Raw genomic sequence first — 25559 nt, 5'->3', positions numbered from 1 at the left:
AGAAAAATAAAGGTGTGAGGTAAAGCGTAACCTCCATTATTAAAAAAACATTGATGTACATGCTTTTAAAATCGTAAAGCCTCATTAAAGAATAATAGTAAGATTAATGATTGATTTCTTTACGCCTTCATATTCGTCCTAAATTAGATTGTATTTGCGTTTCAAGAATAAATCAAACGGTAGGAATATTTTTTTCAATTTGCTACACAAAAGCTGAAACTAAGGATTTTAATAATTCTCTAATCTCTGTTTCAAACTACGGTAGCATGAGGGCTGGATATTGCTTTATAAGCAACGACAAAAGCGTATGCTTTAGTAAGGTAAATAACGTCATAAAATACACACTTTATCAACCATGGATTGAAGAAATACTCCGGCTTTTTATAAAATATTTTGCGAAACAAGGCATCGTACATCTGGTTTTGTATTGACTTATTCTTACAAACATTTGCACATATGCCTTACGTCATATTATTATAAGTCAATACACTATTATATAGCTGAGAAAGTACTCAATACCCGATTAAAGCACTATGGACATGATTTATTTTCTTTTTTAGTGCAATGAAATAAATTTTATTCTTCTTGGGAATCGTCACTTTTTTTCAGTTCTTCAAGTATTGGCATAGACATGATGTTATAGCCTGAATCAACATAATGGATTTCACCTGTAACACCTGATGATAAGTCAGAGAGTAGATAAAGAGCAGATTTTCCAATTTCATGAATATTTACGGTACGCCGTAATGGGGCATTACGGCGTTGATGTGAAAATATTGCCCGCGCAGCTGCAATACCATTACCTGCTAAAGTTCTAACAGGACCAGCGGAAATCGCATTGACACGGATATTTTGAGGACCAAAGTCCGCTGCTAAATAACGTACCATAGCTTCTAAAGCTGCTTTAGCAACACCCATGATGTTATAATTAGGCACAACTTGCTGTGAAGCACCGTAGGTAAGAGTTAAAAGTGTTCCTCCATTGGGCATAAGCTTACCCGCGCGCTGGGCAATTTCAGTAAAGGAATAAGCTGAAATAACCATCGTACGTTGAAAGTTTTCACGTGTTGTAACATCAACGTAACGCCCTTTTAGCTGAGTTTTATCTGAAAAACCAATGGCATGGACAATAAAATCAATTGTTTTCCATTCTTTTTCAAGTTGCTCAAAGACGTAATCAATATTTTCACTTTTTTCAACGTCACACTCTAGCACTAATTTGCACCCAAGTTTATCTGCTAGGGGATGAACACGTTTTCCAAAAGCATTTCCTTGATAAGTCAACGCTAATTCCGCTCCTGCTTGTGCGAGCTGACAGGCAATGCCCCAAGCAATTGAATGGTCATTCGCAATTCCCATAATAAGGCCGCGTTTGCCCTCCATCAAACCTTTCATATTATTCTCCGTAAGACCGTACTTTTTTCAATTACTAAGAGCTTTTGTTTATACATAACGTTGGAAAACAAGCGTTGCATTGGTACCGCCAAAGCCAAAAGTATTCGACAATACGGTATTCAGTTGTTGATGATCACGTCGTTCACGAACGATTGGCATATCAGCAAAAGCTGGATCAAGTTCTTCAATATGGGCACTTTCACAAATAAAATTATGATTCATCATTAACAATGTATAGATTGCTTCGTGAACACCTGCTGCTCCCAAGGAATGTCCTGTTAGAGACTTGGTAGCAGAAATGGGGGGACATTGATCACCTGCTCCAAAGACACGACGGATAGCTTCTATCTCAGGAGGATCACCAACAGGAGTTGCTGTCGCATGGGGATTGATATAATCAATTTTATTATTGACTGTTGCAAGAGCCATGCGCATGCACCGCTCCGCTCCCTCTCCTGATGGGGCAACCATATCATGTCCATCGGATGTCGCACCGTATCCAACGATTTCTCCGTAGATTTTTGCACCACGTGCTTTAGCAAGTTCTAAATCTTCAAGGACTAAAACGCCAGCCCCTCCAGCAATGACAAAACCATCACGATTAACATCATAAGCACGTGAAGCTTTGTGAGGAATGTCATTATATCTGCTGGACATAGCGCCCATGGCATCGAATAAAACAGATAGTGTCCAATCCAAATCTTCGCAGCCACCGGCAAAGATGCGCTTTTGTTTACCATATTGAATCATTTCGTAAGCATTACCAATACAATGATTGGAGGTAGCACAAGCTGAAGAGATTGAATAATTGATTCCCTTTATTTTAAAGAAAGTTGCTAATGTTGCAGATGCTGTAGAACTCATCGCTTTAGGGACAACAAAAGGTCCAACACGTTTTGGACCTTTTTGGCGTGTAATGTCAGCAGCTTCTACGATTGAATGTGTTGAAGCACCTCCAGAACCCATAATAATACCCGTGTGTTCGTTCGATACTTCATGCGGTTCTAGACCCGCATCAGCAATCGCCTGATCCATGGCGATGTGATTCCATGCTGTTCCACGCCCATGAAAACGTAGAGCACGTCGATCTACGAGTTCTTCTATATTAATATCGGGTTTGCCATAAACTCTACTACGAAAGCCTAATTCGGCATATTGAGGTGCGTAAGAAATTCCGGATTTTGCTTCACGTAAACTGGTTAAAACATCTCTAGGGTTATTTCCAATCGCGGAGACAATTCCCATTCCGGTTACAACAACTCGACGCATTCATACCTCCTCGTTCCATACAGAATAGTGAAAAGTTCTTTCTGACGGAAATAACGTTCAATCTTCTTTGAATAAAGCAACGCGTAAATCATTCGCCTTATAAATAGTCTCTCCATCTGCTTTTAGCCACCCATCAGCTATTCCTAAGACTAAATTTCCACGTCGAATACGCTTAAAATCTATTTCATATTCAAGAATTTTGGTTTGTGGAGTTACCATCCCTGATAACTTTACTTCACCTGTTGATATTGCTCTTCCTTTTCCTGGTTCGCCTAGCCAACCAAGAAAAAAACCTGTTAATTGCCACATACCATCCAGTCCGAGACATCCTGGCATGACGGGATCGCCTATAAAGTGACAATTAAAGAACCACATGTCTGGTGTAATGTCAAATTCGGCGCGAACCATTCCTTTATCGTATTTACCATCAGTTTCACTAATTTGAGTGATTCGATGAATCATCAACATTGGCGGTGCTGGCAATTGCGCATTACCTCTACCAAACATTTCGCCGCGAGCGCAGCTTAGAAGCTCTTCATATGTGTAGCGAGACTTTTGTTCAGCCATTGTTACTCCATTTATTTGCATATATCTTTAATTTCTGCGCTTTTCCCAACCTACTTTTAGAGCAAATTTTAAAGAGAGGGAAATGATTTTATATCATTTTTAATGACAAAAGCCTTTTTTTATGTATTCTACATAGGTAATTATTTAAAAATGGAATACAAGATTACACCATACTATTCCCATTTTTTTGTATTTTGATCTTATTTAGCAGGAATGTATTTGGGTTTGTAATATGTCAGTGAGTGCAGACAATTTAGATATGAATGAAGAGCAACAGTGCACAAAAGAGTGTGGAAAAATGGTGCAATATTATTCCATTTCTATGTTAGAAAAACGTTTGCGTCAAAATGGTCTGCGTCCAACACGTCAGCGGTTGGAACTTGCACATATGATTTTTTCTCAAGGAAATCGTCATATTACTGCTGAAGAGCTCTATGAGGAAGCGGTGAGGGCAGGTGTACCTGTATCTTTAGCAACGGTTTATAATACGCTTCATCAATTTACGGAAGCGGGATTATTACGGATTATTGCCGTAGAAGGCTCAAAAACTTGGTTTGATACCAATACCTCTGATCACTACCATTTTTATATAGAAGGTGAAAATCGTATTCTTGATATTCCTTACAATTTGGAAGAATCTCCCATTATTAGAAATTTGCCTAAGCCACCAGAAGGTATGGAAATTTCACATGTTGATTTAATCGTGCGATTGAAACCAAAAAATCGATCTTGTGATAGGCAGTGAGGATATTCAATAAGGAATAAAATTAAACTTATTGAGTTTGAGTATTCACCAGCCTTTTACTTTTTCATCAGGATAGATTCCCCATAACTGTGGTTGTTGAAGCCATCCGCGCGTATTATTAATATTTAGTTCGCACCATTGTCCATCACATTGGCGGATATTACCAATGACATTAGGTTCTACTTCTGCCACAAGTTCTGCGTTGTCGGTGGGGTTTTTTCGTAGCATCAGTCTTTTAGTTTTATCTTTTTGCCATGGAATAGTTATAGCAGTTCGCTTTCCCGATAAAAGTGATTGATACACCCATCCCTCATCGCCTTCTGCATCACGAATTTTGCGCCATTGATCATATTCTTGAATGATTTCAATAGGTAATCCCTTCTTTTTGTAGGTAAAAATGATAGAATAGTTGCTTCCTGGTCCGACGCGTACATTAACGCTGGTGGGTTTAATCGAAGCAAATCGCGGAAGTGGTAAACCACTGGGCCCTAAATTTTGATTAAATGTTTGTGCATGCAACAAATGAGGTGAACCTAATACAATGACTGTTGCTATTAAGATACATGATGCGAGTATTGAAACGCGAAACCAACGAGAATTTTGCACACCGAACTCCTTTATTTCATCATATATTGGAAATTTAAAATCTGAAAGATAAGACTGGAAACTGATAAAAAGTATGACACACTGCTCGTTAAAGAGATCTAAACGATGAAAAAATTGCTACAAAAATATCAAAATAAGGAAAACAAAAGCTTGTATTTCTTAGTGCGTATCTTTTTTATGAGGGGATAGATATAAATAAACATTGGATTTTTATGTAGCTGTACGCGTGATAAAACAGTAAAGTATTACTGGAGCCTTAGCAGTTTTTGTACAGGAAATTAGGGCTAAAGTATTGCATCTCTTTTCTGAGTTTGTTTCTCGAAGTAAAAGTGCATGTATGCATACTACGAACAAAGAGCTGTTCAGAAAGGGATTATTGTGTGGCTTGAAAAGAAGTTTTGAATGAACAAAATAATACGATAAATAAAACATTTAAGCGTAAAAATATGAGCTACATTATAGAGTAGATTGATATATGAAGGGCTAATTTTAACAGGACACTTTTTCGTGATAATTCCATTTATAAAATTTGCTACACTCTAATCTTATGCCATGATAATGCTTATCCGTATGGTAGATAAGCGGGCTTCATCGTTCTATTTACCAGCTTTCAATGTTATGCAGTTCCTATTATTTATAGTGTTCATAAGAAGCATTTTTGTTTTTTCTTAAATAGCTTTTATTCTATTTGCATACGGATCCCGCTTATGATGTACAAGAAGATAATCTTGATTGATTCAATATGAGAAGGCATTGAGAAACTTTACGTTATTCAGAATTATTAATTAATATGAAAAACAATTACTTATAATAACAAATCACTGCGTTAAAAACTTTAACTCGTTATTTAAATTGTAAAAATATTTCCATCAACAATGGTAATAAAAGGCACATTCATCCATATTAAAATACAGTGTTTTCTCTGTTTATTGTCAAATTTCTTTTTCTCTAACTCAGTATAGAAGAAAGTTGAAAGAAATAGAAGGGCTTATTCGATACAATTATGAGGGTAATTACATAAGTGATGAATAGAAGAAATTTATCAAGAAAAAAGAATCTGTAGTGCAGTGGTTGAAATTCGTCATCCTTTAGAGAGACAGAATCAAGAGATATAAAAAGTTATGGAATTATATCGTTTCGTTACATAACTGAAGGGAAAGAGGATTATGAATTTGATATTATATTTTAAACACAATCGCATATTGCGATAGTTATTTTTGTTTTGTAATCAGACCTAGGATGATCGAAAGATGTAGAATATTTAATGACAAAAAAGAAGTTCATCATGAAATTTGTACATAAGAAGCAGTGATGTAAGAGATATCCAGAAGGAGAAAATTATAGTGAAAAGTGATAATAAAACACCTCACACTCAATTCACATAGGAAAAAGTCGCTTAAATATCTAAAGTGTAGTTTGTTATCTATTTTTAAAATATAAGAGTGAAATAAAAACCACCTTTATGATAGAAATCTTATTATTTTCAAATAACTAACATATTAGATAACATTGTACACAAAAACCTACACACAAGCAATTTATTGCAATCGCCTATGAAGAAAAATTTTCTAGTAGCTTATTACCTATTGGTTATGCAGTTATATAATATCATAAAGTATATTACTTTACCGCAACAGTTCGTCCGTTACTAACAAAACCTTCTCTTTGTGCACGCTTACGAGCAAGCTTACGTGTACGACGAATAGCTTCAGCTTTTTCACGAGCACGCTTCTCAGATGGCTTCTCATAATAACTACGCATTTTCATTTCACGGAAGATACCTTCACGCTGCATCTTTTTTTTCAACGCACGGAGCGCTTGGTCAACATTATTATCACGAACGAGTACTTGCACTATCTATCCTGCTTTTTTCAGTGTCATAAATGATAGGAAAAAACCTACGTCCTTTTAAAGGCATATCCAAAAGGACAAGCACTTATATCATATAAATAAGACATTTGTCTATATCGCTTTTTAAAATTCTATTTTTTTACAATAAAACGCTTTTTATAATGAATGATAGAATTTACGGTTATAAATTTATGAAAGTCCTTGTATTTGATCATTTTCGTCAAGATGAATTTTTTCAGCCGCGGGATAATGGGGTAGTCCCGGCATGGTCATAACATCTCCACAAATGACAACAATAAAACCGGCTCCCGCACAGAGACGAACTTCTCGTATGGGAATTTCAAAATCAACAGGAGCGCCGTATTGCTTGGGATCAGAAGAAAAAGAATAAGGTGTTTTTGCCATACAAATAGGGTAGACGCCAAACCCCTCTTTTTCCCAAGATTCAAGTTGTTTGAGAATAGGGGCTGAGATGATGGCGCCACGTCCACCGTATAGCTTTGTTATAATACAATTAATTTTTTGAACGAGTGGAATATCATCTTGATAGAGAACTTTAAAATCAGAATCGTGCTTTTCAATCAAGGTAACGAGTTCTTGTGCAAGTTCTATAGCGCCTTTTCCACCTTGTTCCCAATGCTTACAGATAATAGCTTTGTGTCCAGTTGTTGCAACTATTTTTTGTAATGTTTTTATTTCAGCATCGCTATCGCTGTCAAAATGATTGATAGCCACAACACAAGGAATACCGTAGTGCTTCATATTTTTTATGTGTCGTAAAAGATTGGCAGCTCCTTTTTCTAAAGCGGTAATATTTTCTTCTGTCAGGTTATTTTTATCCAGACCACCGTTCATTTTTAATGCACGAATAGTTGCGACGATCACTGTAGCATTTGGTACAATACCTGCTTGCCTACATTTGATATTGAAGAACTTTTCTGCTCCAAGATCTGCTCCAAACCCTGCTTCTGTGACAACATAATCCGCAAGTTTTAAAGCAGTTTTTGTTGCTATAACTGAATTGCAACCATGAGCAATGTTGGCAAAAGGTCCTCCATGAACGAGAACAGGATTATTTTCAATTGTCTGTACGAGATTGGGTTGTATAGCATCTTTGAGAAGAACTGCCATTGCACCTTCCGCATTGAGATCAGCAACGGTGATGGGCGTTTTATCATAACGATAAGCAACAATAATTTTTTTGAGTCTTTGTGTAAGGTTTTCTAAATTTTCAGAGAGACAAAGAAGCGCCATAATTTCTGATGCAACAGTAATATCAAAACCTGCTTGACGTGGAAAACCATTTGTTATGCCCCCCAATGAAATGACAATATCGCGCAATGCACGGTCATTCATATCAAGAACGCGTTTCCAAACAATGCGACGTGGATCAATGTTTAGAGTATTTCCCCAATAAAGATGATTATCTATCATTGCGGCAAGAAGATTATGAGCAGCTGTAATAGCATGAAAATCACCGGTAAAATGTAAATTAAGGTCATCCATTGGAATGACTTGCGCATAACCACCACCAGCAGCACCACCTTTTACACCAAAACAGGGACCTAAAGACGGTTCTCTCAAGGTAGCTATTGTTTTTTTACCAATAAGATTAAGAGCATCACTTAGTCCAACTGTTGTTGTTGTTTTGCCTTCTCCGGCAGGTGTGGGATTGATAGCTGTGACAAGGATAAGTTTACCGTCTGGATTTTTATTAAGCGATTTTATGTATTCAGAAGAAATTTTAGCTTTATCATGGCCATAGGGAATGAGATTTTCATGTGAGATACCAATTTTTTGTGCAATTTCAACAATATGTTGCTTTTTAGCAGTGCGAGCAATTTCAATATCAGTTTTAGGCATGGAAAAATTCTTTAAACTTATCTTTTATTAATATTCGAGATCTGTACCCCATGGGTTAATTAGAAAAATTCATAGAGAACAGAAAATATTAAGATATCATAGAAGTCGATGATATGCCATGCAAGAGATAATGCTAAAGAAGCACAAGAAGAGTTTTATTGTTTTTTAGGAAAAAGAATCACTTTGCTTTTAAGCAGTAAAAATACGTTTAATTCAATTAAAAATATTGCAGAAAGAAGCTGTGGTTTGCAACAAAATGCTGATGATATTAATGGATACCATAAGTGTTTTATAGTGGTACGTTTGAGAAGTAGTTTATTTATTCTTTCCAATAACACACTGAAAAAGTTTTACATGGTGGTAACCCGGAATTTATGGCGGCACATTTGAAGTCCCTCTTAAGATGGGACTGCTAGGAATAAAATATCCAGCAACATCCAGTTATGGAACAGTTAGAAATAAGAACGTAAAAAATTACCTAACTGATTAGAGAGTATAATCCGGAAGAGACCAAAAACAAGCGCGTAGATTGAAAAAAGAAAACAACAATACACGCTACTCATGCAATCGCTACGATTATTAGCTAATAAAAGCCCTTAGGGCTGAATTGAAGGACTCATAACATCTTATTCTAGCAAAATGGCTAAAGAAACGACTCACAACAGAATGAAATAACAAAATACAAAGATAGATAAAAACAAATCACAAAATAAAGAATTTAAAAAGTCTGACTTTATAAGTAAGATATTGATAGATGGCGCACCCGAAGAGATTCGAACTCCTGACCCCCAGATTCGTAGTCTGGTGCTCTATCCAGCTGAGCTACGGGTGCATATATTTCAATTTTTTACATTGTCTAAGACAAAGGGTTCCTAATCGTTTCATTAAAGAAATGCAAGTGAAACTTGGATAGTAATAAAAAAATCTCTCTTTTTTATGAGATATTTTAAAAATATTATGGCTTCAGTTGGTTTTGATATGAACATTTTTTTGTTGTGACCATACAAAGCAATATGAACGATAGTTAACTTGACGTTTTTATAGATGAAAGATAATCAAGCAGAGATGAGATCTGTTTTTTGCGGTGGGGGTAAGACACACACACCCGCTGTTGGGTTTTTGTGTAAAACGCCGATATTACTGTTGAAAACTATTTCAGATAAACATGACACAGCAAGGGCGGATGTATGGCGTTATTAAAAAAGAGCTTTCCATTAGTGTTTTTAATCGTTGTTTTAACGGTTACTTATTGGGCTGGAAAAAAGAGTGCAGAACAACCCATTTCTATGGTGGATAAAACAAAAGTATCAGATAAAACTTCAAATGGAAAAATGGGAAGGCCACCGGTAAATGTTGTCGTTGATCTTGTAAAAATTCAAGATTTTTATGAACAACTTAACGTTTTAGGGAGTGGAAAAGCTCTTGCAGAAGTTGAGCTTACCCCTTTATCCTCAGGTGTTATTGATAAGCTTTTTGTATCAGCAGGTACAAAAGTACAAGCCGATGATGTGATTGCAAAGCTTGATTCTAAAAAAGAAGAAATAGCGGCTGCAAAAGCAAAAGTGCAACGTGATAACAATGCGTTAACGCTTTCGCGCATTCTTAAATTACGCGCCAGCAATACAGCAACGGAAGTTCAAGAAATTATGGCACGCTTAGAGTTGGATAACGCAAATTTAGTTTTGCGTAATGCTGAATTAGATCTCGATCGGCGAACAATTCGAGCACCGATTCCTGGAGTTGTTGGTATTTTGCCCGTTGATGCGGGGAATAACGTGACCCTTAATACTGTAATAGGCCGTATTGAGAATAGAGAACGTATTTTGGTCGATATATGGGCCCCTGAACGATATGTGTCGCGCATCCATAAAGGAGATGAGGTAACGGCAACGTTAGTCGCGCAGCCAGATATGTCTTTTGTTGGTCATATTTATGCGATTGATAATATCGTTGATCCAGAAAGTCGCACACTTCATGTTCAGGTTGAAATCAATAATGAAAAAGATACGCTCATGTCTGGTATGTCCTTTTCTGTTGCCTTGCAATTTCATGGTGGTTCTTTTCCTGTCGTTAATCCTCTTGCAGTTCAATGGAATAGTAAAGGGTCATTCGTTTGGCGTGTGAGAGAAGGGAAAGTAGAGGCTATACCCGTATCAATTATTCAGCATAAAGCAGATCAAGTTTTCGTAAAAGCACCCCTAGAAAATGGTGATCAAGTTGTCATTCAAGGGGTGCAAATGCTTTATCCAGGAAGTAAAGTAACTATTGATGATCCAAAGTCTCATCAACAGCAATTACCAGCAGTTTACGGAACGGATATACAATGAGCCAAGAATTGAGCACAAAACAGCCTACGTCAAAGGTGGAGCAAGGTGGTCTCATTACCTTATTTATTCGCAGACCGGTTTTTACTTTTGTTTTAAATGCTATGATCATCATTGCAGGATTTGCAGCATGGTTAAATGTTGATGTAAGAGAATTACCCGATGTTGATACTCCCGTAACGACGGTTGTGACGGTGTTTTCTGGTGCGTCGGCAGAAACAATTGATCGTGAAGTTACAAAAGTTATAGAAGATGCCGTTTCTCGTGTTTCAGGTGTTAAGACGATTTCTTCAACGTCTTCTTTTGGGCGCTCCCGTGTACAGATTAATTTTAATGTTGGTGTTGATTTGAATGTTGCGGCATCTGATATTCGTGATGCTCTCTCCCGTATTACCTATTCTTTACCGAAAGATGCGGATTCGCCTTTGATTATTAAAGCAGATTCGAATGCTGCTGCCATGATGTATTTGGTTGTGACGTCACCAACAATGAGTGTTGATGATTTAACCACGATTGTAAACGATCAGATTGTTGATGCAATTTCTGCTGTTGATGGTGTTGGTGATGTACAGGTCGATAGTGCTCGCACAAAGATTTTTCAGATTGATATAGATCAAGCAAAACTTGCAAGTTATGGATTAACTGTAGCAGATATTTCACGTGTTCTTGCTGATATGACAACAGATGTGCCAGTAGGGTCATTACGCAATTCTAAGCAAACTTTAGTTGTACGTGCTACTGCACGTTTAACAACACCAGAATCTTTTGAACAAGTTGTTTTAAAGCCTCATGTGCACCTTGGTGATGTTGCGCATGTTACTTTATCGCCGGATATAGAAACAGTTATTCTTCGTATCAATGGAAAGACAGGTATTGGATTAGGTATCGTGCGTAAAGCACAATCCAACACTCTTAATATTTCTGAAGGTGTGAGAGCCGTTGTTGATAATCTCAAAAGTATTGTTCCTTCTTCTGTACATATAGACGTTATTAATGACGATGCAATTTTTATTAAAAGCGCTCTTCATGAGGTTGAAGTTGCGTTGGTCATTGCTATTTTGAGCGTTATCTTGGTCATTTTTCTTTTTCTCAGAGACATTCGTGTAACGCTGATACCTGCTGTATCTCTTCCTGTCGCTTTGATTGGTACCATTGCGGCTATTTATCTTGTAGGGTTTTCATTGAATATTCTCACATTTTTAGGACTTGTTTTAGCAACAGGGCTTGTTGTGGATGATGCCATTGTTGTTCTTGAGAATATTGTTCGGTGGCGCAACATGGGATTAGGTTCCAGAGCAGCAGCGGTGATAGGAACACGTGAAGTATTTTTTGCTGTTTTAGCAACAACACTGACATTAGTGGCTGTGTTTGTTCCTATTTCCTTTCTTCCTGGGCAAGTTGGAGGGCTTTTTAGAGAATTCGGTTTTGTTTTGGCAATTTCTATTTTGCTTTCTTCAGTTGTTGCCTTAACGCTTTGTCCCATGTTGGCTTCACGTTTTCTCAAAGAACATATTGAGGATAAAGAGGAAGAGTCCCATCATTTTGCTTTTTTATATAAATTAGGTACTTTTTTTCATAAGGCATATACTTACAGTTTGCATAAGTGTTTAGAAAAGCCTTGGGCTGTTGTTTTTGCTTCACTTATTTTTGGGGGTCTTTGTGTTGGAGGCTATACGAAGCTACAACAGGAATTAACGCCAGCAGAAGACAGAGCTGTGATCTTTTTGGTTATTAATGGACCACAAGGTATTTCAACACAATATTTGAACGAGCAAATAGAGCAAATTGAAGCAAGTCTACAGCCATTACGTGATGCAGGGGAGATTGCTAACAGTTACTCTATCGCGGGTGCTGGCGGTTCACCCAATACTGCTTTTTTGATTTTATTGCTTTCATCTTGGGATAAACGTTTACGTAGTCAGCAAGAAATCGTGAAAGATATTAATGCAAAGGTTAAACAGTTTCCCGCAGTTTTTGTATTTGCTGCGCAGGGAAATTCTTTGGGTGTGAGAGGAACTGGGCAAGGGTTGCAATTTGCAATTCTTGGCAATGATTATGCAACATTACAACCCATTGCTGATAAGCTGGTGAGTGCTTTACAAGATGATCCGCGTTTTATTCGCCCACGCCTTACTGTTGATGCAACACAACCGCAATTTTTTATTGAAATCAATCGAAAAAAAGCCTCCGATTTAGGGATTGATATCGCCAATTTGGGCGATACATTACAAACAATGTTGGATGGTAAAAAGATTGGTTCCATTAACGTGGATGATCATTCTTACGATGTTAAATTGATATCGCGTACAAATTCTATGAAGAGTCCTAGCGATTTAGAAAATATTTTTTTAAAAACCAAAGACAATCGATATGTTCCTTTATCGGTTATTGCGCGTTTACATGAAAAAGCTATTGCTCCTCAATTAAAACGGGAAAAACGCATGAATGCTGTTGTTTTAAGCGCAAATCTTGCTCCAGATATCGCTTTAGGAGAAGCTTACCAAACTGTACAGAAAATTGCTTCTCCTTTGTTATCAAAAGGAACCTACTTGGTTCCCTTAGGGGAAGCCGAAACGCTTAATGAAACATCTTCCAATTTTATGATTGTTTTTGGCATTGCCTTTTTGATTATTTTATTGATTTTGGCTGCTCAGTTTGAAAGTTTTATTTCAGGATTCATTATCATGGCCACTGTCCCATTAGGGATTGGTTGTGCTGTAATTGCTATGCTATTAAGTGGTGTGAGTCTTAATATTTACAGCCAAATTGGATTAATTTTGTTAATTGGTGTTATGGCAAAAAATGGTATTCTCATTGTTGAATTTGCAGATCAATTACGTGATCAGGGAAGAAGCGTGCGTGAAGCCGTAGAAGAAGCAGCAAACATTCGCCTTCGTCCAGTTTGTATGACAATGATTTGTGCCATTTTAGGAGGTATTCCTTTGGTTTTAGCCAAAGGTGCTGGCGCAGAAGCTCGTATAGCTTTAGGTTGGGTTATCGTTGGTGGCTTAGGTTTAGCAACTATTTTTACGCTTTATGTTACACCGGTTGTTTATCTTTTTCTAGGGCGTTTTATAAGACCAAAAGCAGAAGAAGATTTACGTTTAACAAAAGAACTCAATCAAGTTAAATGATGTATATGATAGAAAAGATTTGAAAATTTATTCTTGTAAAAATATCATTTTCGGATCTTATCCTTTATATTTTGTATATTCCTTCATTTTTATGTGAGCAGTGAAAATAGCGAGCAATAAAAGAGATGCTTTCTGCTTTGTTATTGTTTGGGCATAGATTTCATTATCAATAACCGTATAGGATAAGCTTATGGGAGATAGCTTTTCGATTCGAAATGAAATGGCTTTTGAAGCCACATTAAAAGCTTTAAGAAACCATGCCGCAAAGGATGGGGTCTATGATATTCGTCGGCATTTTGTAGAAGATGAACAGCGTTTTTCCCATTTTTCCCTCAGACTTGATGATCTTCTTTTCGATTTTTCAAAATGTGGTGTGACATTTAAAACATTGCAACTTCTAGATGATTTAGCGGTCGCAGCAGATGTGTTAGGCCGGCGTGATGCAATGTTTTCTGGTAAGGCGATTAATACAACTGAAAAACGCTCAGTTCTTCATATTGCATTACGTTTACCTGCTGATGAAATTTTCATGTTGGATGGTCATAATCTTATTCGCGATATTCAAGACGTCCTTGAAGATATGGAAAGATTTTCTGAAAAGGTGCGTGATGGAAGCTATAAGGGAAGCAGTGGCGAGAGAATAAGTGATATTGTCAATATTGGTATTGGTGGTTCTGATCTTGGTCCTGCAATGGTCACATACGCTTTAAAACCTTATCATGATGGTCCACAGTGTCATTTTGTTTCGAATGCTGACAGTGCCCATATTTCTGATACTCTCTCTATTTTGAATCCAGCAACAACGCTGTTTGTCATTGCTTCTAAAACTTTTACAACGGCTGAAACAATGGTAAATGCTCAAGTTGCACGTCAGTGGATTTGTTCACATTTAGGAGAAAAAGCTGTTTGTACGCATTTTGTTGCTGTTTCAAGTGCGCTTGATAAAGTGGCAGAATTTGGCATAGATTCCACAAGCGTTTTTAAATTTTGGAATTGGGTTGGAGGACGTTATTCAATTTGGTCAGCCATTGGACTTGTTGTTATGTTTGCAATAGGTGGTGGAAATTTTCGCAAATTTCTCAACGGTGCTTTGCAAATGGACCAACATTTTAAAACTATGCCTTTGCATAAAAATATTCCTATTCGTTTTGCTCTTTTAGGATTTTGGCATCGTGTTATTTGTGGTTATTCATCACGTTCGATCATTCCTTATGCACAGCGTTTAATACATTTTCCAGCTTATTTACAACAGCTTGATATGGAATCAAATGGTAAGCAAGTTTCGCTGGATGGAAAACCATTAAGTTTTTCAAGTGGTCCAATTGTTTGGGGGGATTCAGGAACAAATAGTCAACATGCTTTTTTTCAGCTTCTGCATCAAGGAACAGATATTATTCCTGTAGAATTTATTTTATTTATAAAAGGGCATGAGAAAAATTTACATTCTATGTATGAGATGTTGCTAGCAAACGGTTTAGCACAATCAAAAGCATTGATGAAGGGGCGTAGTATTGAAGATGCTCGGCATATCTTGATAAAAAATGGAGTTGGTGAGGGTGAGGCAGATCATTTAGCACTTCATAGAAGTTTTAAAGGAAACCGTCCCAGCATTACGTTGGTTCAAGATTTATTAACACCTTTTGCACTCGGTCGTCTTATTGCACTTTATGAACATCGTACTTTTGTTGAAGGGATTTTAATGAATATTAATTCATTTGATCAATGGGGGGTTGAACTTGGTAAAGAATTAGCAAACGAGTTACTACCAATTCTTCGTGGAGAAAGTAAAGCGGATAATCGCGATAGTTCAACATTAGGGTTGCTAGCACATATTCAAGCAAGACGTGCAAAATAAATATAATTTGACAGTAGGTTTTGCACTAACTAAGCAAAAGTAGAATGAGAGAGAAATATGAGATAATTCTTTAATTTTACTATGCGTTCTCTTATTATCTGAACTAGATTTATGTAACAGAAAATCAAAAAAGTGCAAAAATTGTAAAAAGGAGAATTTATTCGCAAAAACGATAAAGACCTTTGAGAGGTCTTTGAAGACCCTTTGAGCCCCCCTTAAAATCCTTCGAAAAAAATAAAATGGTACAAAATTTGCTGACAAGCTACAACCGGCAAGCTACGATTGAAGACATTTTAATAATATGGTTTTATAAATTAATGGCGGAGAGAGAGGGATTTGAACCCCCGATAGAGTTGCCCCTATGCCGCATTTCGAGTGCGGTGCTTTCAACCACTCAGCCATCTCTCCATAATAAAGTGAAACAAAAATCGGCACTATTTGAGTGTATAAGGGGTAGATAACCTTCAATTGTTTTTGGTACAACCTTTTTTTCTTTTTTATGGGACTTTATTGACAGAGAATAGAAATTCCTTCATATATACAAAATATAAGCGTGGGGAAATCTGCGCATATTTGTGTTGAAGAAGGTTTTATCCTTCTTTGAGATTTATTACGACTGATAAAAAGCAGCCTATTTTCCCTTATTTCAAGGCAGAAATTAAATAAGAGCTGGAGTGAACGGAAGGATAAAAAATGTTCGCAGTCATTAAAACTGGTGGTAAGCAATACCGCATTGTTGCTAATCAAGTGGTAAAAGTTGAAAAAGTTAGTGGAAATGCGGGTGATGTTGTTGAATTCAATGACATATTAATGGTTGGGCAAGAAGGTAATGCGGTTATTGGTACCCCTGTCGTTGCTGATGCATTGGTGACAGCTGAGATTTTAGAACAGGCACGTGGGCGCAAGGTTATCGCATTTAAGAAGCGCCGTCGTCAAAATTCTAAACGCACGCGTGGCCATCGTCAAGAATTTACGAGGCTTCGTGTTTTAGAAATTTTAATGGGTGGTTCAAAACCTAAAAAAGTTGCTGCGAAACCGATAAAAGAAGAAGCAACTACACCACAAGAAACAAAAGCTGCTGCTTCTGTTGAGAAGACGGCTAAAAAAACGGTTGAAAAAAAGACTGCGCCGCAGAAGAAAGCGTCTGTAGCATCAAAGAGTAAGAAAGATTAAAGGAGAGCGTCTATGGCACATAAAAAAGCTGGTGGTTCCTCGCGTAATGGTCGTGATTCAGAATCGAAACGTCTAGGCGTTAAAAAATTTGGTGGTGAAACCGTTATTGCCGGAAATATTATTATTCGCCAGCGTGGTACACGTTGGCATCCTGGTAACAATGTTGGTATTGGAAAAGATCATACGCTTTTTGCATTATCAAATGGAAAGGTTTCTTTTCAACGCAAAGCGGGTAATCGTTCCTATGTTTCAGTCATTCCTATGCTGGAGGCAGCAGAGTAATCTGTAACACTCTCTAGCAATCAACAGGATTTCATTGAATTATAGTCGTGGTTTTATAAGTATTAAAAGGGAAAGATAGAGTCTTATCTTTCCCTTTTTGCGTTGGTACTATAATAAATGTAGAAGATATGCGAAAAAGGTAGAATTGAGGAAATGGCTTTTCTCAATGAGGGAAAAAGTTTGTGCGATGTTATGTTAGTATTTAGTACTGAACATATTGATATTATGATAGAATTTGTTGATAAATTTCTGTATAATAATAGTGAGAGAGACTTTCTTTTTATGCATGAAGAAGTGTCTAGTGATTTCTTATAAGAGAAGCAGTTTGTTTTCAGAAAATTATGAGAAATTTAATGAGAGCATTCTTTATGTAATCATTTTGATAAAGATGGGTCTTTTTATCGGCATTGTGGTATTGATGAGTTGTCATACTGTTTTTAGGTGGTAGTGTGGATAGGTGTGGCTATTCATTTAAAAAGACATAGGGATAAAAAATCCATAAGAAGGCAGCCAAAACTACTTTGAAAGTGACGTGCATTAAGGAATTTTCGGTAAATCAAGAGTGAAATTATATTTTTAAGGAGGACGGTGTTTAAAGATATAAAAATAACCAACGTGCAATCAGCGCCCTTCAAGAATATTTTTTCTGATTTCACTATTATTGTGTATTGTTGAAAGTAAATAAGCATAAGAGCTAGGGTTAAGGCAATCATTGCGTTTCATTTTTTACTTTATTTATCTTATTTGTAGAGTTTTTCTTTATTTTAGTAATTGATGATGGTGCTTGGGGGGATGTTCGTACTTTGCAAATGTGCGACAGAGGGTATTGTGTATTTGCGATATTGATTGAAGTAAAGGTGTAGCTTAAAATATATAAATATTATATATCGAGGGTTTGATATCATAAGATGGGCAGCACGGAATTTTAAAGATGATAAGTTGCATGGAGCAATTTGTAATTATGTAATGAATTTATAAAGAGGGATAATAGGTTAAATAAACTTTGAGGAATCAATCAAAATATTAGCTGAAGTTACGGATGATTGGGAAGGATGCTTTCTTGTAGGAAAAATAATGAAAAGTTATGTTGAATAACTTAGGATAATGAGAGCGTTTCGAAAACATAGTTTTTCAGGTGATTGGTTCTGTAGAAAATGGGGTTTTGTCTTTGTAAAGTAAAAGAGTAAGAGGCAGATTTGCTTATAATGGTTTTAAGCACTTCGCTAGATAATAATATCCAATTGTTTTATCGGTTATATTGAGGTATTTAAGCACCTCACTTAGCTATATTCCGTAAAATATAAATAAAGCTGTGGTGGTATTTATAGCTTGTATTTTGGGAAATGCAGCTTTGAAAAGGAATGTGTCAGAGATATTGGTGTTCAAATGTGAGGCAATTTGAATTCATGATGAGATATGAGAAAGCAGAAGCAATGAATGTAGATTTTGCTGATGGTGAAATCTTGTCTATAAGATCTGTACAACTTGCAGCTGCTTTTGATCATAAAAATGATGCAATTTATGCTGCTGCTGAATTGCTTGTGCAGGTTGGTGCAGTTGATAAGTGTTATCTGGCAAGCATGCTTGCACGTGAAGAAACAACCAATACTTGGCTTGGAAATGGTATAGCCATTCCTCATGGTATGGCTGAAAATCGTGATTTAATTATCAAGGATGCTGTTGCTGTTATACAGGTTCCTGCTGGTGTTGAGTGGCAGGATGGCAAGAAAGCATATTTGGTTATTGCCATTGCAGCGTGTCCAGATCGCTATAGAGAAATTTGTAAAAAATTGACGTCTCTTTTATTTGATAAAAAACAGCTTGAAGTACTTGCAACCACTATGGACAAACAACAAATTGTTACAACTTTGTTTGACCAAAATATGAAGATAGAAAAAACTTTTATTGGTGACCTTTCTGTGTGTCAGGAATGGACTTTAGATTATCCAAGTGGTCTCCATGCACGACCAGCTTCTCTTTGGGTTGATTTTGCGAAAAAGGCTCAAAGTTCCATCAGAGTTCGCCATGGTCAATATACCGTTGAAATGAAAAATTTGGTTGGTTTATTGCAATTAGGAGCAAAAAACGGTGATGTTCTGATTTTTTCTACAGATGCTTCAGAAGGAGCACAACTTCTCAATGATGCCATTGCTATTGCAAAAAAAGTGAGTATTAGTGAAAAATGCTTGATGAAAGCAATGGAATCTCAAACAAAGGCTTTTCATGGTTGGTATCCACGCTCTATGCAAAAAGGCATTTCTGGTGTTGGAGCGAGTTCAGGATTAGCATTTGGTAAGATTTTTGTTTTAAGGCAAAATGATATTTCCATAATAGACCAGCCAATTGATTTTGCAGCTGGTGCAGCATGTCTTGAAAATGCTCTTACAAAAACAAAACATAAAATGGCATCTGTAATTTCTGATATTACAGTGCGTATGGGAGCAGATTCTGCTGCAATTTTTTCTGCGCAAATGGTTTTGCTTGACGATGAAAATTTAATAGCTCAAGCTTGTCGTTTTATAGCGGAAGGTCATGGTGTCGCTTGGTCTTGGGATAGAGCGGTTCGTCAATTTTCAGATATGTTTTTTAAGGTAGATAATCCTTTGTTAGCAGCACGTGCTGTTAATTTAGTTGATGTTGGTCGACGTGTTTTAGGTGAAATCAATCCATCCTATAGATCGTTCTTTTTAAATGATATTCCACATGGTGTAATTCTGGTTACAAATGACCTTTCTCCTTCTGATGTAGCACAACTTGATTGTACAAGGGTAAAAGGATTAGCAACAGCATGGGGAGGTCCATTATCTCATACAGCTATTTTGGCGCGTACTCTTGGTATTCCAATGGTTGTTGCTACAGGTGATGATATTTTAGCGATTCAGTCTGATATTCAGGCTATTATTGATGGCGATAACGGGTTTATTTACCTTGATCCTACGCTTGAAGACGTTGAAGATGCTCAAAGGCATATTGATACTGTTGCGCAAAAACGTGTCAGTGAAATAAGTGCGTGTAGATTACCAGCGCAAACGATAGATGGTCAAAGAATTCGTATCATGGCCAATGTCAACTACGCAAATCAGGTTCCTGTTGCGCTTGATTTGGGGGCTGAAGGTGTTGGACTCATGCGCACGGAATTTTTGTTTTTAGAGAATCCACATATTCCGGATGAAGAGCTACAATTTAATATATATCGGACGATGATTACAGCTGTAGGAGATAAGCCATTAATTATTCGTGCACTTGATATTGGTGGGGATAAACAGGTTACGCATTTACATTTATCTAAAGAGGACAATCCTTTTTTAGGTGTTCGAGGAACGCGGCTTTTGTTACGTCGACGTGATCTTTTGGTGCCTCAATTACGTGCTTTATATCGAGCAGCAAAAGAGGGCGGAGATCTATGGATTGTGTTTCCGATGGTCATGTCTGTTTCAGAGATTGTCGCTATAAAAAAGATTGCAGAGGAAATCCGCAACGATATTGATGCACCAAAATTAAAACTTGGTATTATGATCGAAGTTCCAGCAGCGGCCATTATGGCAGATGTATTAAGCGCCCATGTTGATTTTTTTTCAATTGGAACCAATGACCTAACACAGTATACAATGGCTGTTGATCGGCAAAATCCGTACCTTGTGTCTGAAGCTGATAGCCTTGATCCAGCAGTTTTGCGTATGATTTATCAGACTATTCAGGGAGCTGCACAAAATAAGTGTTGGGTTAGTGTATGTGGTGGTATGGCTGGAGATCCTTTTGGTGCAATGATTTTGACTGGATTGGGAATTAATGAGCTTTCTATGATATCTTGCGATATTTCTCCAGTAAAGGCGTGTTTACAGACTCATAGTTTTGAAGATATGAAAATTTTAGCACAAAAAGCATTACAATGTGAAACTGCACGAGCTGTACGTGCTCTAAGCAAGGATATAAGGTGATAGAGAACATTAAGGGGAAAAAACGAGCTCATTTTTCAGACTAATCAGATCTTTAGTGTTGTAAAACATTATCCTTTAGGACAATTATAAGCAGCATATTAATTTGTAATGGTAATTTATCGTGTTACATAATGAGAGCCTTAAATATTGTAGGGTTTTCTCGTTTTAAATTTCTCTATATTAAATTAATAAAAATTATTCTTTTATACATTACAAAGAGGAGTAATGTATGGATAAAAACACTCTAAGAAAGAATAAATGCCTTTTATGCATTTTCTCAAATCGCAATGGATGTTGTAATATTAGGTGATAAATAGCGTGATGGTACTTGGCTTTTACTTTTTATTTAAGGAAAGATGATTCTATCCAATAGATTTTATACCATTCATAGACACCGTATGAGGTAGATGTGACAAGCTTTAAGAGATGTTTTTTAACAAACGTGTGGATGAGAAAGAAAATAGTATTTTTAGAGTATTCTGTTTTGTTATGAGACCATATCCCACTTAAAGAATGCGATAATCAAAAGTATGAAGTAATACGTAATCTCTTTTAAATAATAGAGATTACTTTAGATATTTTGAAAACTGTAAAGCTGAATTTAAAAGTATATGGTAAAAATGAAAACAGGTTTGCATTTTTATGATTTTGTATTTGACCAAAATGACTATTTTTTCATTTCAGAAAATAAGATATATTCATACATATTAAATTAAAAATGCAAAGGTTTTTTTTGTCTGAATTTTATTTTCTTTAGTATCAACTAAATATAGAAGTGTGAAATTGAATAGAGGATTTAGAGTAGGGCTTATTCTGTAATCCTATGAAAGAGGAAACTGACACCATCACACTATTTTACAGCCCTCAATGTTGCAAGAATTCGTGCTATTTGAAAAAATACATAAGAGGCACTTATCCTCTCTTAAAATGTTCTTCCTCCACATACCATCCCCGCTTATGACGTATAAACGATAATTTATTATTATAAATCAATATTTATATATTATCTGAAACATAAAAGTGATTAGCAGGTAGATCTCATTTCAAGAGAGAGTTGTTTGTAATCAAAGTTACAGTGATTAAGTATTTTCATCCTTGGAGGCAAGAAGAAGGTTGAAAACGATTTTTATTGAAATGAAATTTATTATCTGAATAAACAATTTTAATATTATATACATATAAGAAGTTCATATCGTTATTATTCTATTTATTATTAGGGTAATCAATGGTGTTAAGTGAGAGATATTAATTATTTGGTTATGCAAAACCATGGACTGTATGCCAATTTTAAGAGAAGTATTTTTTTGTGAAGCAGAAAGTGCGTAAATGAGTATGAAAATTTATAACTGGTGACAATCTTTTTATTCCCATTATTGTATTCTACAAACCTATCCACGAAAAAAGTTTTTTCTTAAAAAGAAGGGATGTGCTTGTTATTCAACAGATATAAGCTCTTACTTTAATAAATGAATTTATTTTTTGGGTTTTGAATGTATAGTTTAGACTTGCACGTTATTTCTTTCTGGGTATAGTGCAAACTTCTGGAGAGGTGGCCGAGTGGTTGAAGGCGCACGCCTGGAACGCGTGTATATGGGAAACCATATCGAGGGTTCGAATCCCTCTCTCTCCGCCATACAATTTTCTCCTATGTATAACGTATTGATTCTTTGTAATCTTTTTAAAGGTTCGGGAGCGTTAACAAAAGTTCGGGAATAGGATTTTCCAACATACCGTTACAAAGCTCATCTTTTTCCTCCAACATTCTCTAATAATTTTTTGAATTCTTTGAAATCCACTGTTTTAAATGTGCAAAGACATTCTCTATCGCCTCCATGAGGCGTGTAGAGCATTCCGTGATTAATATCCTTACTACTCCAGATTCTTTCAAGTAAACTTAAAAATCTAACTGTAGTTGCGATGTATGTTGTGGATAGAATACTCCGATGATAATATATGGATTTTTCGCTATTCTATGACTTTTAAACGTTGTTCCTAAAAAGAAATAAACGTCTTTTGTATTGGCAATATCGTCATAGTATTTTTGCTGAACTAGCTGAATTGCTTTCTCGTCGGATTCGACCTTTTTCCTGCAGTTCCAGTAAAGCTGACCTATTTCCCAATCTGCTATCATTAGCGTGCTATTAACATTTTTATCATCTGTAAATTCATATGAAAATTTGTAAGGCAATTGTTTTGTTCGTATAAAATTGTCCGTTTTTTCAAAAAGTGAACCCTGCCGGATTAACTCACAAACAACTTCTTCCCTTTTAGGATTCAGTATTGGATTAATCGGTTTAAAAACAAACTTTTTAATTCGTGATGGCTTAAAAATAGCCAGTGAAAATTCATTAGATTTTGCCCCTGCAATTACAGCATGTAAATCGGTGTATATCGTATTCTTAGCCAGTATTAAACGCTTACGTTCTTCCCAATCCCGTTTAGATGAAATGAACTCGCAAAGCTTAATATCTTCAATGTTACATGGCCTATAACTCTCTGGCCTATAATCTTTGGGATTTTTTTCAAGAGAAAGTTCTATCCATTGATATTTTTTGTATTTTGTTTTCAGAAAGCGGAATGGCGCTGGATAAATCCTAATCCAAGAACCATCTTCCTTAACGCCAGCAGTACACACTAATTCTATATACTTCGTAGAAGGTGTTGGATAAGTTTTCACCGTAATCAACACTCGTTCTTTTTTTATTACTGCCATATTTATTCTTTAGATATGTTTTATTTCATAGTTCCAATTCGGCAATTGAGTGAGGGCTAATGCGATTCGCCCTCGATGGCACATACATACATTAGCTTCAAAACAAGTAATTGCAATACGCTTATTATCTAAAAAAAGTTGATATAGCCTGCTGATTGCGTTGCTATTGTTCTTGAGAATTGTATTTTGATAATCTTCAAAAAGACATTCATAATCTTTTTGTGTATTGAGGTTCTGACGCTTTTCAGACACAATGCCCAATTCTGGTATATGCACATATTCAATACCAAACTTAGCCACGTTATTGGACAATTGTATTTGGGAAAACCCATATTTTCGGCTTATAGGATTTTTGCGAACATCGCACAAAAGTTTGACATTATTTCTGATGAGGCGGTTAAGATAGTCATCAAAAGACGCTCCTTCATAACCGATAGTATAAAAACAAAAGCTTTCATCCTTTGATCGAAATTCATCGATTTTTTCTAAGTCTTCTTCATCCATAACCTCATCTGCTATCTGACTATTAATCGCAAAATATGGGTAATTTTTGTATACATACCGGATAAGTTCATTACCTCTTATCGTACTAAATTCTTCAACAAATGAAAAAATTTTATTCTGTATAGAAGGTGCAATATTGGTACTGTAATCATTATTTTCTGACACCAACTGCCAATAATTATGATTGTTAGCAAGGATTCCCATTTCTACAAGTCGACGTTTGTCAGCATAAGATTGAAAAGAAAAACAACCAAATTTGTAGGGCACAAAATCATAACTGTGCATTTTTTCACGTTGTGTGAATAAAAATAAATATTTTTGAAAATCTGTACTTGAAAGACACCCTCCAAATTCTTGAAGTAGAGTCAATAATATTTTTTGCCGTTTAAATAAAATTTTCCCTTTTATTTTTTCCATATGTTCATCCCAAGACCCCACTCTATCAAATCAAAAGTTTGTACTAAGTTAAAATTTTCTGACACAAATCCAGATAAAAACAAAAAAACGTAGTTTCTTCCTAATATTTGAGATTATACCATGAAAAAAATTCTAAAAAAACAAGATTGCGGTTATAAATTTCATGCGCTGGAGAAGGCATAACTTATTTACTCTATATTTACTATATTTTAATTTTTTGAAATCCACTGTTTTAAATGGAAGAAGACATTGTCTATCGTCTCCATGAGACGAGCAAAATTAAGAAACCATTTTCTAAAGAATTTCGCGCGTCTCAGAGTATGTTTAGAGTCGGATATTTGGTTTTTGTGTAAAAATACTTACAAACGCATCCATAATACGTGAAAAATCAAGCGCTAATAAGAGTATAATGAGTACAATCCATTTCGTATAACGCGACATCACTTTTACACTTTTGTAGGTCATGATGATTTCTTGAAGGATTTCTTTTTCTGCTTCTGTAAGCTCTGTATCGTCTTGTGTTTTTTTTCTAGCCATGTTTCCACCCACACACGCGTTCACCTAGATTATTGTGCTTTAAGATCTCTCTTGCTAAGTTTGAACTGATGGCGTTCAGATCTTGCTTATCTAAATAAATTGGCAACCAGCCAACACAAGAAGAAGCATATTTATTTGTCGTGCAACCAGTCAGAGAGAGCAGCACGCACATCAGCATCACTTTTTTGATTAACTTCACTTTCCACCTCCAGACGTGTTGTGGCTGCTTTTAAAGCTTTTTCTGTTTGCTTTTGTTGCTCTGCTTTTTTCCCAAGAGTAAAAGCTCTTGCTAAAATCATAAAAAAAGCAGCTAAAGCCGCGCCTGTTAGCATCAGATTTCTTTTCATCCATAAGATCATAGACGATGCTCCTGAAAGCGTTTAGCA

Annotated in this window: 18 protein-coding genes and 3 tRNA genes; 9 read left to right on the top strand and 12 right to left on the bottom strand. The window is 36.1% G+C overall.

The window, feature by feature from the left end; genetic code table 11:
- Positions 1–576: 576 nt before the first annotated feature.
- The 3 genes from fabI to fabA are packed head-to-tail and all read right to left on the bottom strand — an operon-like array spanning position 577 to position 3231.
- Entirely contained in the window at positions 577–1395 is an 819-nt protein-coding gene (gene fabI, locus ACFILA_RS00105; RefSeq protein ID WP_273790282.1) for an enoyl-ACP reductase FabI, read from the bottom strand.
- A gap of 48 nt (positions 1396–1443) precedes the next feature.
- A complete protein-coding gene (gene fabB, locus ACFILA_RS00100) occupies positions 1444–2664 on the bottom strand; it encodes a beta-ketoacyl-ACP synthase I (protein ID WP_375630494.1) in 1221 nt (406 codons plus the stop codon).
- 57 nt (positions 2665–2721) lie between these two features.
- A complete protein-coding gene (gene fabA, locus ACFILA_RS00095; RefSeq protein WP_273722474.1) occupies positions 2722–3231 on the bottom strand; it encodes a 3-hydroxyacyl-[acyl-carrier-protein] dehydratase FabA in 510 nt (169 codons plus the stop codon).
- Positions 3232–3463: 232 nt separating this feature from the next.
- Between fabA and irrA the strand changes: the two genes are divergently transcribed.
- Entirely contained in the window at positions 3464–3976 is a 513-nt protein-coding gene (irrA, locus tag ACFILA_RS00090) for an iron response transcriptional regulator IrrA (RefSeq protein WP_273790284.1), read from the top strand.
- Positions 3977–4021: 45 nt separating this feature from the next.
- Here irrA and ACFILA_RS00085 read toward each other — a convergent pair whose 3' ends face one another.
- The 3 genes from ACFILA_RS00085 to ACFILA_RS00075 all read right to left on the bottom strand — a co-directional run bounded on the left by ACFILA_RS00085 (position 4022) and on the right by ACFILA_RS00075 (position 8296).
- Positions 4022–4582 carry an SH3 domain-containing protein gene (locus ACFILA_RS00085; protein WP_026500127.1) on the bottom strand — a complete coding sequence of 187 codons (561 nt, stop codon included), beginning with the start codon at positions 4580–4582 and terminating at the stop codon, positions 4022–4024.
- Positions 4583–6202: 1620 nt separating this feature from the next.
- Positions 6203–6436 (bottom strand): 30S ribosomal protein S21, encoded by a 234-nt coding sequence (gene rpsU / locus ACFILA_RS00080; protein WP_012754552.1) that lies wholly within the window; start codon positions 6434–6436, stop codon positions 6203–6205.
- A 186-nt stretch (positions 6437–6622) separates the two neighbouring features.
- Positions 6623–8296, bottom strand: a complete 1674-nt coding sequence (locus ACFILA_RS00075; RefSeq protein ID WP_375642979.1) for a formate--tetrahydrofolate ligase — start codon at positions 8294–8296, stop codon at positions 6623–6625.
- Positions 8297–8404: 108 nt separating this feature from the next.
- On the opposite strand from ACFILA_RS00075, the gene ACFILA_RS00070 reads away from it, so the two are divergent.
- Entirely contained in the window at positions 8405–8686 is a 282-nt protein-coding gene (locus tag ACFILA_RS00070) for a hypothetical protein (RefSeq protein ID WP_375654267.1), read from the top strand.
- 365 nt (positions 8687–9051) lie between these two features.
- On the opposite strand, the gene ACFILA_RS00065 is transcribed toward ACFILA_RS00070, so the two are convergent.
- A tRNA-Arg gene (locus ACFILA_RS00065) sits at positions 9052–9128 on the bottom strand.
- Positions 9129–9483: 355 nt separating this feature from the next.
- Here ACFILA_RS00065 and ACFILA_RS00060 point away from each other — a divergent pair.
- The 3 genes from ACFILA_RS00060 to pgi all read left to right on the top strand — a co-directional run bounded on the left by ACFILA_RS00060 (position 9484) and on the right by pgi (position 15609).
- Positions 9484–10623, top strand: coding sequence for an efflux RND transporter periplasmic adaptor subunit (locus ACFILA_RS00060; protein WP_375630490.1), 1140 nt, complete (start codon positions 9484–9486; stop codon positions 10621–10623).
- Positions 10620–13754 carry an efflux RND transporter permease subunit gene (locus ACFILA_RS00055; RefSeq protein WP_273790287.1) on the top strand — a complete coding sequence of 1045 codons (3135 nt, stop codon included), beginning with the start codon at positions 10620–10622 and terminating at the stop codon, positions 13752–13754. Before ACFILA_RS00060 ends, ACFILA_RS00055 begins: the two co-directional genes overlap by 4 nt.
- A 190-nt stretch (positions 13755–13944) precedes the next feature.
- Complete coding sequence (pgi, locus tag ACFILA_RS00050) at positions 13945–15609, top strand: glucose-6-phosphate isomerase (RefSeq protein WP_273790288.1); 1665 nt, start codon at positions 13945–13947, stop codon at positions 15607–15609.
- Positions 15610–15927: 318 nt separating this feature from the next.
- Here pgi and ACFILA_RS00045 read toward each other — a convergent pair.
- A tRNA-Ser gene (locus ACFILA_RS00045) sits at positions 15928–16017 on the bottom strand.
- Between the two features lie 285 nt (positions 16018–16302).
- On the opposite strand from ACFILA_RS00045, the gene rplU reads away from it, so the two are divergent.
- The 4 genes from rplU to ACFILA_RS00025 all read left to right on the top strand — a co-directional run bounded on the left by rplU (position 16303) and on the right by ACFILA_RS00025 (position 22635).
- The gene (gene rplU, locus ACFILA_RS00040) at positions 16303–16782 is read left to right on the top strand and encodes a 50S ribosomal protein L21 (protein WP_273790289.1); all 480 of its coding nucleotides are present in this window, start codon (positions 16303–16305) and stop codon (positions 16780–16782) included.
- 12 nt (positions 16783–16794) lie between these two features.
- The gene (rpmA, locus tag ACFILA_RS00035) at positions 16795–17064 is read left to right on the top strand and encodes a 50S ribosomal protein L27 (protein WP_100130483.1); all 270 of its coding nucleotides are present in this window, start codon (positions 16795–16797) and stop codon (positions 17062–17064) included.
- 1406 nt (positions 17065–18470) lie between these two features.
- Entirely contained in the window at positions 18471–21002 is a 2532-nt protein-coding gene (gene ptsP / locus ACFILA_RS00030) for a phosphoenolpyruvate--protein phosphotransferase (RefSeq protein WP_375660455.1), read from the top strand.
- 1543 nt (positions 21003–22545) lie between these two features.
- A tRNA-Ser gene (locus ACFILA_RS00025) sits at positions 22546–22635 on the top strand.
- A 261-nt stretch (positions 22636–22896) separates the two neighbouring features.
- Here the strand turns inward: ACFILA_RS00025 and ACFILA_RS00020 are convergent.
- The 4 genes from ACFILA_RS00020 to ACFILA_RS00005 all read right to left on the bottom strand — a co-directional run bounded on the left by ACFILA_RS00020 (position 22897) and on the right by ACFILA_RS00005 (position 25532).
- Positions 22897–23715, bottom strand: a complete 819-nt coding sequence (locus ACFILA_RS00020; protein ID WP_375657464.1) for a hypothetical protein — start codon at positions 23713–23715, stop codon at positions 22897–22899.
- Between the two features lie 9 nt (positions 23716–23724).
- Positions 23725–24636: a DUF488 family protein gene (locus ACFILA_RS00015; protein WP_375657463.1), complete on the bottom strand. Its 912-nt coding sequence runs from the start codon at positions 24634–24636 to the stop codon at positions 23725–23727.
- 324 nt (positions 24637–24960) lie between these two features.
- The gene (locus ACFILA_RS00010) at positions 24961–25173 is read right to left on the bottom strand and encodes a hypothetical protein (protein WP_375620805.1); all 213 of its coding nucleotides are present in this window, start codon (positions 25171–25173) and stop codon (positions 24961–24963) included.
- A gap of 131 nt (positions 25174–25304) precedes the next feature.
- Complete coding sequence (locus ACFILA_RS00005; protein ID WP_375660454.1) at positions 25305–25532, bottom strand: hypothetical protein; 228 nt, start codon at positions 25530–25532, stop codon at positions 25305–25307.
- Positions 25533–25559 lie beyond the last annotated feature (27 nt).

Source organism: Bartonella sp. CL71SXKL, assembly GCF_042194935.1.
Taxonomy (GTDB): Bacteria; Pseudomonadota; Alphaproteobacteria; order Rhizobiales; family Rhizobiaceae; genus Bartonella.
Note: the sequence above shows the minus strand (reverse complement) of the source record. Positions and strands in the feature narration are given on the sequence as shown.

What these genes read in the sequence shown, in the direction of transcription:
- ACFILA_RS00005 (WP_375660454.1), bottom strand. Translation starts at nt 25,532, where the DNA reads ATGATCTTATGGATGAAAAGAAATCTGATGCTAACAGGCGCGGCTTTA.
- rplU (WP_273790289.1), top strand. Translation starts at nt 16,303, where the DNA reads ATGTTCGCAGTCATTAAAACTGGTGGTAAGCAATACCGCATTGTTGCT.
- ACFILA_RS00055 (WP_273790287.1), top strand. Translation starts at nt 10,620, where the DNA reads ATGAGCCAAGAATTGAGCACAAAACAGCCTACGTCAAAGGTGGAGCAA.
- ACFILA_RS00020 (WP_375657464.1), bottom strand. Translation starts at nt 23,715, where the DNA reads ATGGCAGTAATAAAAAAAGAACGAGTGTTGATTACGGTGAAAACTTAT.
- pgi (WP_273790288.1), top strand. Translation starts at nt 13,945, where the DNA reads ATGGGAGATAGCTTTTCGATTCGAAATGAAATGGCTTTTGAAGCCACA.
- ACFILA_RS00075 (WP_375642979.1), bottom strand. Translation starts at nt 8,296, where the DNA reads ATGCCTAAAACTGATATTGAAATTGCTCGCACTGCTAAAAAGCAACAT.
- fabB (WP_375630494.1), bottom strand. Translation starts at nt 2,664, where the DNA reads ATGCGTCGAGTTGTTGTAACCGGAATGGGAATTGTCTCCGCGATTGGA.
- irrA (WP_273790284.1), top strand. Translation starts at nt 3,464, where the DNA reads ATGTCAGTGAGTGCAGACAATTTAGATATGAATGAAGAGCAACAGTGC.
- ACFILA_RS00015 (WP_375657463.1), bottom strand. Translation starts at nt 24,636, where the DNA reads ATGGAAAAAATAAAAGGGAAAATTTTATTTAAACGGCAAAAAATATTA.
- ACFILA_RS00060 (WP_375630490.1), top strand. Translation starts at nt 9,484, where the DNA reads ATGGCGTTATTAAAAAAGAGCTTTCCATTAGTGTTTTTAATCGTTGTT.
- fabA (WP_273722474.1), bottom strand. Translation starts at nt 3,231, where the DNA reads ATGGCTGAACAAAAGTCTCGCTACACATATGAAGAGCTTCTAAGCTGC.
- ACFILA_RS00070 (WP_375654267.1), top strand. Translation starts at nt 8,405, where the DNA reads ATGATATGCCATGCAAGAGATAATGCTAAAGAAGCACAAGAAGAGTTT.
- ACFILA_RS00010 (WP_375620805.1), bottom strand. Translation starts at nt 25,173, where the DNA reads ATGGCTAGAAAAAAAACACAAGACGATACAGAGCTTACAGAAGCAGAA.
- fabI (WP_273790282.1), bottom strand. Translation starts at nt 1,395, where the DNA reads ATGAAAGGTTTGATGGAGGGCAAACGCGGCCTTATTATGGGAATTGCG.
- rpmA (WP_100130483.1), top strand. Translation starts at nt 16,795, where the DNA reads ATGGCACATAAAAAAGCTGGTGGTTCCTCGCGTAATGGTCGTGATTCA.
- ptsP (WP_375660455.1), top strand. Translation starts at nt 18,471, where the DNA reads ATGATGAGATATGAGAAAGCAGAAGCAATGAATGTAGATTTTGCTGAT.